Origin of the sequence: Streptococcus sp. HMSC071H03 (assembly GCF_001813035.1) — a bacterium.
Classification (GTDB): domain Bacteria; phylum Bacillota; class Bacilli; order Lactobacillales; family Streptococcaceae; genus Streptococcus; species Streptococcus anginosus.
Genome location: NZ_KV811162.1, coordinates 129737 through 138842 on the forward strand (window position 1 = coordinate 129737; position 9106 = coordinate 138842).

General features: G+C 33.8%; 18 protein-coding genes and 2 pseudogenes. 9 read left to right on the forward strand and 11 right to left on the reverse strand.

Going from position 1 to position 9106, the window contains the following annotated elements:
• Positions 1-50 precede the first annotated feature (50 nt).
• The 9 genes from HMPREF2887_RS10510 (at position 51) to HMPREF2887_RS05660 (ending at position 3371) form a co-directional block, all read left to right on the forward strand.
• Positions 51-182, forward strand: coding sequence for a hypothetical protein (locus HMPREF2887_RS10510; RefSeq protein ID WP_261673853.1), 132 nt, complete (start codon positions 51-53; stop codon positions 180-182).
• Positions 183-339: 157 nt separating this feature from the next.
• Positions 340-525, forward strand: a complete 186-nt coding sequence (locus HMPREF2887_RS05630; RefSeq protein ID WP_084740813.1) for a hypothetical protein — start codon at positions 340-342, stop codon at positions 523-525.
• A gap of 223 nt (positions 526-748) precedes the next feature.
• Positions 749-1024 (forward strand): hypothetical protein, encoded by a 276-nt coding sequence (locus HMPREF2887_RS05635; RefSeq protein WP_084740815.1) that lies wholly within the window; start codon positions 749-751, stop codon positions 1022-1024.
• A gap of 41 nt (positions 1025-1065) precedes the next feature.
• Positions 1066-1281 (forward strand): hypothetical protein, encoded by a 216-nt coding sequence (locus tag HMPREF2887_RS05640; protein WP_084740818.1) that lies wholly within the window; start codon positions 1066-1068, stop codon positions 1279-1281.
• A gap of 24 nt (positions 1282-1305) precedes the next feature.
• Positions 1306-1503, forward strand: coding sequence for a hypothetical protein (locus tag HMPREF2887_RS05645; RefSeq protein ID WP_084740821.1), 198 nt, complete (start codon positions 1306-1308; stop codon positions 1501-1503).
• Positions 1504-1519: 16 nt separating this feature from the next.
• On the forward strand, positions 1520-1687 hold the full coding sequence (locus tag HMPREF2887_RS10260; RefSeq protein ID WP_186821902.1) for a hypothetical protein: 168 nt from the start codon (positions 1520-1522) through the stop codon (positions 1685-1687).
• 213 nt (positions 1688-1900) lie between these two features.
• Positions 1901-2215 (forward strand): hypothetical protein, encoded by a 315-nt coding sequence (locus HMPREF2887_RS05650; RefSeq protein ID WP_084740824.1) that lies wholly within the window; start codon positions 1901-1903, stop codon positions 2213-2215.
• Between the two features lie 15 nt (positions 2216-2230).
• Positions 2231-2512, forward strand: coding sequence for a hypothetical protein (locus HMPREF2887_RS05655; RefSeq protein ID WP_084740825.1), 282 nt, complete (start codon positions 2231-2233; stop codon positions 2510-2512).
• A gap of 10 nt (positions 2513-2522) precedes the next feature.
• Entirely contained in the window at positions 2523-3371 is an 849-nt protein-coding gene (locus HMPREF2887_RS05660; RefSeq protein ID WP_084740828.1) for a recombinase family protein, read from the forward strand.
• A gap of 217 nt (positions 3372-3588) precedes the next feature.
• On the opposite strand, the gene HMPREF2887_RS05665 is transcribed toward HMPREF2887_RS05660, so the two are convergent.
• From HMPREF2887_RS05665 to HMPREF2887_RS05715, 11 genes and pseudogenes are all read right to left on the reverse strand, one after another.
• Positions 3589-4023, reverse strand: coding sequence for a hypothetical protein (locus HMPREF2887_RS05665; RefSeq protein WP_084740831.1), 435 nt, complete (start codon positions 4021-4023; stop codon positions 3589-3591).
• 202 nt (positions 4024-4225) lie between these two features.
• Positions 4226-4798 (reverse strand): site-specific integrase, encoded by a 573-nt coding sequence (locus tag HMPREF2887_RS05670; protein ID WP_084740833.1) that lies wholly within the window; start codon positions 4796-4798, stop codon positions 4226-4228.
• Between the two features lie 138 nt (positions 4799-4936).
• Positions 4937-5308 carry a DUF1492 domain-containing protein gene (locus HMPREF2887_RS05675; RefSeq protein ID WP_261673854.1) on the reverse strand — a complete coding sequence of 124 codons (372 nt, stop codon included), beginning with the start codon at positions 5306-5308 and terminating at the stop codon, positions 4937-4939.
• Positions 5309-5331: 23 nt separating this feature from the next.
• Complete coding sequence (locus HMPREF2887_RS05680; RefSeq protein ID WP_070836465.1) at positions 5332-5535, reverse strand: hypothetical protein; 204 nt, start codon at positions 5533-5535, stop codon at positions 5332-5334.
• Positions 5536-5545: 10 nt separating this feature from the next.
• Positions 5546-6250, reverse strand: a complete 705-nt coding sequence (locus HMPREF2887_RS05685) for an ATP-binding protein (RefSeq protein WP_186821903.1) — start codon at positions 6248-6250, stop codon at positions 5546-5548.
• A 64-nt stretch (positions 6251-6314) separates the two neighbouring features.
• Positions 6315-6467, reverse strand: coding sequence for a hypothetical protein (locus HMPREF2887_RS10265; RefSeq protein ID WP_186821904.1), 153 nt, complete (start codon positions 6465-6467; stop codon positions 6315-6317).
• Entirely contained in the window at positions 6464-6844 is a 381-nt protein-coding gene (locus HMPREF2887_RS05690) for a hypothetical protein (protein ID WP_084740839.1), read from the reverse strand. The genes HMPREF2887_RS10265 and HMPREF2887_RS05690 overlap by 4 nt, the downstream gene beginning before the upstream one ends.
• A gap of 9 nt (positions 6845-6853) precedes the next feature.
• A pseudogene (locus HMPREF2887_RS05695) lies at positions 6854-7578 on the reverse strand (conserved phage C-terminal domain-containing protein).
• Between the two features lie 44 nt (positions 7579-7622).
• Entirely contained in the window at positions 7623-8387 is a 765-nt protein-coding gene (locus HMPREF2887_RS05700) for a DNA-methyltransferase (RefSeq protein ID WP_186821905.1), read from the reverse strand.
• A complete protein-coding gene (locus tag HMPREF2887_RS05705; protein WP_084740845.1) occupies positions 8369-8638 on the reverse strand; it encodes a hypothetical protein in 270 nt (89 codons plus the stop codon). The genes HMPREF2887_RS05700 and HMPREF2887_RS05705 overlap by 19 nt, the downstream gene beginning before the upstream one ends.
• A 355-nt stretch (positions 8639-8993) precedes the next feature.
• A pseudogene (locus tag HMPREF2887_RS05715) lies at positions 8994-9106 on the reverse strand (Single-stranded DNA-binding protein 1); the annotation flags it as partial.

A 9106-nucleotide genomic window follows, 5' to 3' on the forward strand; every position in this document is an offset into this window, starting at 1 on the left:
CTTGTAAGGTTGAGATAGAACTTACAAAATAAAACAGAAAGGAGCATGATATGAAGCTTTCTGATGTTGCTGTAATGATAGCAGCTGTCGGCTCGCTCTTGAGTGGAACAGCTAGCATGATTATAGCATTAAAGAAAGAGCCAAAAGAACACAAAACCTCAAAAGCTAAACGGTTCAAGTAGGCTCTAACGGTAGCGAGGGCGCAAGCCCTCCCGCTACTGTTAGTATATCATATCTAATAGTAAAATGAAAATTATATTAGTATTTATTTTCTTTATAATTTCTTTTATCGGTTTTCTTTATGTCAATCAAAAAAAGAAGAAATAAGAAAGGAGACACATGCCAGAAGAAAAGAAATACCCTCAAACAGAATACAATAAAAAATGGATTGAGAAGAACAAAGAACACAAAAATTATCTTTCTTCTCGTTCTTCTGCTCGTAGCTTTATCAGAAACAAAGCTACAAAAGACGACTTAGACGAGTTGAACGAACTTATTCAAAAAAAATTAAAAAATTTTGAATAAAAGTATTGACACATTATAATACATGTGTTATAATAGACTTGTAAGGTTGAGATAGAACTTACAAAATAAAAAAACTTGCTACATCCTCCCCGACCAAAGTTTGGATGTAACAAGCCGCAACAACACTCAATAGAGCGCTGTATACATAGTATATCATAGCGTACCTGTTGAGTCAACTCTAGGTACGTTTTTTCGTACCTCGCCAAAAAAAAGAAGGTATATCATGAAAGCACAAAAAACAGGTAATAAAATATTCGTTAAACGTGATTATTCGTTCGAATTAAACGGATTTCTTCTATCATACAATATCAAAATATATGATCTGTATGACGTTGAATATGAAGATGAACGCGGAAAATATTGGAACACTGAAACAATAACAATTGACGAATTCGTAATTACGGACAAAGACATTGAACAAGAATACAGCGGCATTCTTTCTGACATGTGGAAAGAGTTAGAAGAAACTTACAACATTACAAATAGAAAATACGCTTAAATACAATCCCTTTAAACAGTTAAGAAAATGAGGTAAACAAAATGAAAACAAGAGATATCGAAAAAATTGTAGACGCAATTCTTGTAGGAGAAATTAAAGGAAATAAAATGATGGCCTTTACACTAGATGACTTGGTTTTTAAAAAGCTCTACAAAAACGAAGATAAGGCAGAAGAAGAAACCTCAAAACAAGATATTTATGACTTCTTCTTTTTTAAAGACGATGCTGAAGAAGCGATCAAATTTTTAAAAATGTAAAAGGAAGAAAAGGAGAAAAATAAAATGATTAAACAACATACAGAACAAGAAATCTTGGAAATCCTCAAGGACATGGAAATTGAACCGGATATAGTTGACATTTGGGAAGACAGAGACGGCGGCATCAGCATTGAAGCTCGTGGCATGACGCCAGCCGGAGAACGCGAATTCAAAATGAAACAAATTGGACACGTCGACAATGGCATTGTGTGGCTTGACTAGACAGCAGGTGAACATCATGAAAAAATCAATCATTATCATTACAACAATCATTATCACGCTTACTATTGCATTTGGATTTTATCGACTTGAAAAGAAAAATCAAGAACTACAACAGCAAATCAATCAGCTTTACGAGTACAACGAAAAATTAGATTATCACGTTTCGGGATTGCTTGAAAAATAAAAGATGCTAAATAGAATACGACTAGAAAGCCTGCTAGGCTTTCTGGTTGTTGAGTAGGCAATCCTACAATCATAAAACAAACAATCAAAGCGTCAACCGAAAAAACTGAAACGAGGCAAGGCCAAGCGACCTTGCGAATGCTTGGGAAAAGACATTTTAAAAATTTCAGAAATCAATTAAATTTACCCCCAAAATAGAAAGAGGTACAATACCATGGCTAACTATCTTAATACTCTAACAGACAAACCCAACATTTGGATTGAAGAAAACATTTACAATGATTCAGAACTTGCTACATTTGATAGTCCTATTGTCTCAAGTGGTACTACCAACTATACAATTGTTATCGCTTGTTTTCAAAACGATTCGGGCTGTTTCTATTCTCTCAGAGCGAGAGAAACATTTGAAGATAAAGATTTCCCGCGTTGGACAATTTTAAATGACAAGCTAGAATGCTTGAAAGTAAAAGACATCGATTTAAAACGTGAAGAACTTTTAAAAATAATCGAAAAGCATTATAACAAATAGCGGAGGTATAAGATCATGAGAATAATCCAAGAAATAAATGAAATTTATGATACTAACTACAAAAATGCTGAACAATATCTTGATAAGGTGATGAGCGCACTATTTGAATTTGACGAGTTTAACAGCTACTATTGTTTTTTAGAAGCAGACGGTGATAAGCAAGCAACGCAAACTTTTCTAGCATACTATCAAAAAGGTAAAATAGAAATGTCTGAATTTGCCCCTAAAATTTTGAAAGAAATGAATTTATACAACAAAAGCGATAGCTTAGAAACAATGATAATTAAAATCGCTTGAAACATAGCAGATGCAAATAACAAAACAATGGATTTTGTACACAGCAAAAAATAAAGGTGGTGTTGAAATGAAAGCCGCTATTTATACAAGAGTGAGCACTTTCGATCAAGCGAATGGGTACTCACTTGATATGCAAGATAAACTTGCCGTTTCATATTGTCAGCAAAACGAAATAGAAATTTATGGGCATTATAGCGATGAAATTACCGGCGCAAAGATGGATAGACCAGCATTACAACGTTTAATTGTAGGTGCAGAACATCATTGCTTTAACTGCGTAATCGTCCATAAATTGGACAGATTGAGCAGATCACAAAAGGATACTTTGCACTTAATCGAAGATATATTTTTGCAAAACGACATTGACTTTATAAGTTTATCAGAAAATTTCGATACACGAACACCTCTCGGGAAAGCGATGGTCGGAATGCTAGCTGTATTTGCTCAATTTGAAAGAGATCAAATTAGGGAGCGGATGCAACTTGGAAAATTGGGACGAGCGATACAAGGTAAACCCATGACATGGTCTAAATGTTCTTGTCCGTTTGGATACGATTATATTGACGGACAATATCATCTGAACGAATATAGCCGCTGGGTTAGATATATTTTCGACCATTTTTTGATAGGAGATACAATAAATACCATCGCAAACGATATGACCAATAGAAAAATATTAAATAAACACTGGTATTATACTACTGTTAAATGGATCTTGGAAAATCCAGTTTATATCGGAATGATACGATGGAGAGGAGAGCTATACGAGGGATTACATACTCCTATTGTATCAAAAGAAGCGTTTTACGAAACACAAGAAATACTGAGCCGAGTATTAAGAAAAACAAAAGATAAATAAAATATCTTTGATATGTTATAATAATTGAAAGGAGCTTTATTATGTGGAACTGGTTAATCTTATTTTTATTATTATTTATTTCCTTGTTTTACTTTTCAAATATCATTATAAAAATTGTTATCGGGTTTATATTATTTGTTCTTGCTATTGCAATAATCTGCCTAATAATTGATTTTCACAACGACCCAAATAAAAACTAAGAGCCTTCTCGGCTCTTTTATTTTGCTTTAAAATATGCAATAGATAGCCCCTGCAGCCATTCGTAAATCATTTTGTAAGTTGTCGTCTTTCCATAATACATATAACGACGACCAGCACCAGAAATATTCATAGACTTTGTGACAAATACAGCTTTAATCACTCGCAAAAGGCTCTCATCTGTCGCATTTACATAGTCGCAAATAACTTTTTCCCATGTCAGCATCATTTGTAAGCGTGGATCTTCTTCCTCTGCTATGATAATCTGTAACGCTCGTGGAGTCGCTTGCTTATTTGACTTAATGCCTAACTTATCAACATTTTCTTTGAATGGATAGCGCAATTCTTCTCGTCTGTCAGCAATCATTTTTTTAATTGTACTTTTAAAATAACGTTGCAGCCATAAAATTTCAGAATTAAACTCAATTGTTAAATCTTTTTTATTCAAAATCATCAACCTTTCTTTAATATTTTTATCTACTTAATTGGTTTTATTTCTACTCATTTTTTCCCCTCTCGAATGTCACATATCTTATAGAGTGTTTCTTTTTTAAAATATAGCTTAAGCACTATATTTTCTAAGACATCAGCCCGTTTTTAAAAATATATAATGCAATATTTTTTCATTGTGTATCATTATAAAATTTCAAAAAATATTATAGGCTGAAATCAGCCACTTCTTTATCTTGTTCTTCCTGATTTATTCCAATATATTTTAAAGTAATATCAGGCGACGAGTGATTAAACATTTCCATAAGTAACGCTACATTTTGCGTTTTCTTGTACATGTGATAACCAAATGATTTTCGCATAGAATGCGTTCCAATGTGATGGATACCAAATTCTTTTGCAGCTTTATTTAAAATCTTCCAAGCATGCTCTCTACTAATTGGCTGTTTTTGCCCTTCTTTTCCCGCCTGTTTGCTTCTCTTTTTACTTTCAAAAAGATAGTCATACGGTTTTAACCCTTTTAGTTTCACATATTTATTGACTTCCTTTCTCAAAGTATCGTTGATAAAAAATGTTTTCGGTTTTCCCGTCTTTTTTTCAACAATAACAATATGAGTGCCTTCCAAATCCTTTACTTTCAAAGGCAGAATGTCACTTATTCGCAGGCCAGAATTCAACCCAAAAACTAGTAACAAGAAATTTCTAGGATTCCATTCTTTTAAATAATCCTTTAACATCTCTATTTGGTCTTTGTCTCTGATCGGTTGGACGTTTTTCATACATTTTCTCCTTTCTTTTTTATCTAAAAAAGAGCACAGTTATTAACTGCACTCTTTTTAGCAAGTATTATTAGTCACACTCTGACACTATCATAATATCACTTTGACTGTACCAATATGTACCAATCGTACCAAAAATTATACAAGCTGCGATATTTTTTTCAAAGCAGAGCTTCTGACACGTTGAATAGTCCCATGCCCCGCATTGAGCTTAGCTTCTACCTCAGACCAAGAATAGCCATTGATAAAGAATAACCTCATTACAATATTTTCTAAAGGATCATCTAAAGTCTCAATTGCTTTTATCAAATTTTCCCGCTCTTTTATAAGAGCAGTTATTTCATCATAAAGTGTATCCGCTTTATCAATTATTTTGCAATTTATTTCTTCCGATTGATTTTTATTTTGATTAGCTTGTTTTCCATCAAATTTTTGTCCCCTCACAATACCCGTTTTGAGACTGGCTAATTCTTGATGTTTAGATTTTATTTTACAATCAATATATTTCAATGATTGCAGTCGTTGTTTAATGTTCAGGATTGCCAACTCCTTTCATAAATTTCAATATTTGTATTTTTAAATGCCTCTGAAATCATTCCCTTTTGCAATCTTTTTTCAAATTTAATTGCTTTTGATCTGCTTTCAAATTCCCATTCTTTGAAATCTACTGGATGATTCCCTGACCAACTAAATTTCTTCGCATATTGCCGAACAACCCACATCTTTTTTTGTATCATCTTTCACCTTCTAATAATATTTTCTTCGCTGGCTTTTCATTCCATCAAAAGATATGCCATGTTGTCTATCAACACCCTTACAAATTCTGTCTTTAATCGCTTCACCGTAAATATTCCCGATTTCAGCACTACTCCGCAAATTACTTGTAATAATCGTACAATTACGATTGTCTAAGATTGAGAATAGAATTTCTTTGCTCCAATCCGTCACTTTCTCTGTTCCCAAATCATCTAAAACTAGATAAGGAACTTTTGACAAACGAGCAATCCATTTCTGTTGTGTCTGCTCTGATGAGCTGAAATCACTCTTAATCCTAGCTAACAGTTCAGGGATTTTGATAAACATAGCATGCTTTTTAGTTTTATCAGAAATATGCTTGATAATGCCATAAGCTAAATGACTCTTGCCAGTCCCTGCAGGCCCCAGAAATAATGTGTTATTCGTATCTCCTTCAATATAGCCACTAGCCAATTTGAAAGCAATATCTAACTTTTCTTTCTGGTCTTGATTTAAAACCTCATAATTGTTTAACGTTGCTTGTTTTAGCTCGGCATTAACAATTGACGAATTAAACAACACATCAATTCGCTTAGCTTCTAATCGTTGCTCTTCAACTTCCCAAAAATCATCTTGCAATTTTTGCTCATCTCGCTCTATAAGTTCTTTACCACATTTACTACAAACAAGAACATTGTTAGGCCCGATATAAAACATTTGCTCTCCGTGTATTTGACAAACTTTTTGAGCTGGCTTTGATGCCCATCTTCCAAATTCCATATTAACACCTCGCACAATCCATTAAGAAAGCTAATCTAGATAGAACTGCATGCGCATCTGGATAATTGAGAAGCTTTTGCTTCTGCATTTCTCCTAGTGAATAAAATTGTTTCTCAAAAGCTTCAATCACTTCTTCAAGAGTTACTGTTTTCATTCGTCTACCTCAATTATTCTTGCTTCTACTAAATTATTAATATAGTTTTTGACATAACCTGCACATTCGCGTTCTAGATCACTCATGTTTTTGGAGCTTATCTCATCTGTGTCAAAAGTAAAACCGCATATACCACCGAAAGCGTGACAGGACAATTCCATATAACCTTTTTTAACATAAAATTGGGATGTAACCTCAAAATACGACCCATATTCAAAATCGCTATTGCTTCCGAATATCCTGTTATGACAAGGGATACCACCCAACGCGTCGTTGATAAATACTTTATATTTATCAGCCAGCTTATTACCCTCTCTGAGTTGTCTGATAAATTCTAAATTTTTAATTTTAAAACGATTTTTCTTTTCAATTTTCATCACATCACCTCAAATTCCAATATCATCATCAATTGGCTGTGCTTGTTTAAGCGGTCGCTCATTGAGATAGCTCTCAAATTTTGTACCAAAAAGCGTTTCAGGTCTAAGAAACTTATTCATTTTTAGATCATACAACCATTGACGAACTTTTATATCAATAACTTGTTTAAAGTCCTCCTCTCTAAAGCCCTCATTCCATCTTGATTTGATAAAGTGTTTCGTTTTAGCTGATGAAGCACGATACTTCGTGCCTGCTTTTAAATTTAGATAATCAATAATAGTTTGAAACGGAATTTTTTCTTTTTCATCTGCATTATATAGATTATCCTTACCTATCCTATCCTTACCTATCCTATCCTTACCTGTGTCAACTTTTCGTGGACGGCTCGTGGACGTTTTTTCTGGTAATTCTGTCATCGTATTTTCAACCAATCTTTTTTCTTCTTGATAGATTGTTGGCTGATATGTATCTTTACGAATATAATTATGAATTCTCCAATCTTTAATAACCACAATACCACTTTCAAAAGGTATAATAAACTGCTTTGCAATGAGTAATTTCATATCATCATCGCTTGCTCCAATTGTTTTCTGAATGGTTTTGGTCGATCAATAAAGCCATCATCATCTGCGCCCATATTTAAGTGGAAATAAAGAGCCTGAGAAGAAAGTGGCATCTCCAAAAACTTATCCGTATCTGTGATTTTCTTGCTAAACATTCTACGTTGTGCCATTTCTATCCTCCAAAAAATCAAATATTGTCATTTGTTCCCCCTGTTCAAAATAAACTGGCTTGAAAGGATGTAAGCATTTTCTCCTTTGCATCCTTGTAAAAGAAGCGGTCAATTTCAAAACCATAAGCCTTGCGCTCCAGTTCCAAAGCAGCTCTCAATGTCGAACCACTTCCAGCGCAAGGGTCAATTACTACATCGCCTTTATCTGTATAAATTTCAATCAAGCGTTTGAGGATAGGTACAGGTTTTTGCGTTTTGTGAATTTTGGGGTAAGAATGGTCTACAATCCACGGAAAATGATTGAGAACCATTTGACCGTCATTGTTAAACTTCGGTAACTTATCCCGATACAGCACCAAAGCATATTCCACAGCTCCGACAATTTTCATATTTGCTTTTAAGACTTGCGGACTCGATTTTTTTATAAAAACAATCGGGATATATTTTTGGAATCCGTATCTTTTTGCCAAATCAATGACGGTTTGTTGTTGCTGATGCGCACAAAAGACTATCATACAAGGCGCTTTCCCCTTTTCTTTTGGTTCTTTTATCAGCATTTTGCTGCAGAAATGCATAAATTCAGCAATATTGAAATTCACATCTGTATTAAAATAATTTGAATTGGCTTTGTCACTCTCACCATTCTTATTATCACCATCCACATACCATTCAGGACTAGACGCATAGGCATTATTTCCTATATTATAAGGAATATCAGCGATTACCAACTGAGCTTTAGGAATCCCGTAGCGCTTATAATTCTGAAAATTGTCATGAAATAACTCACATTTCACGCTCTCGCCCTCCATTTTCTAGCCTGTCTACGATAAAATGCAGTCTGTCGCATGTCCTGCCATGTTTTATTTGCTAGAGCTTCTATCAAATTCGCTTTTTGAGTTTCAAGCAAATCGATTTTTGCTTCATATTCTTCCATATCGTGATAACAACGCCGAATTTCGTCTTGGTAAAATTCATAATTTTTAATAACTTCTTTTAAATCATCTACCACATCACGTTTTGTGACTTGTATCCCACTTCTTAAAGTTTCAATATGACTCATTGTGACACCTCTTTCATAAGTCGTCTAAAAGCATCTAAAATAGTAACTCGTCTCGTTTTTTATAACAATCAATCATCATCTTTAACCAGATACCATCAATCTTTCGAAATTGATCTCTTGTAAGATAATAGATTTGTTGTTCAAACCAATATGAAAAGTCCTCAAAATTATCAATTTGAATGCTATTATCATATATTTCCGCTACATCTATTTTGTTACTCGGACTAAAAACAATGTAACAGTATTCATAAATTCTAATTGGACTGTTCCTTCTTAAAATTTTTAATCTCATATGAATTTTCCTCTAAAATGGCAAGTCATCATCTGAGAATGGTGGCATCTGGCTATCCATACTTGAATGGTTAGCTGAATTATCACGTTTTTCCAAAACTTGGAAACTGTCTGCCACAACCTCCGTCACATAGACACGTTGCCCCTGTTGATTTTCATAACTACGTGTCTGAATGC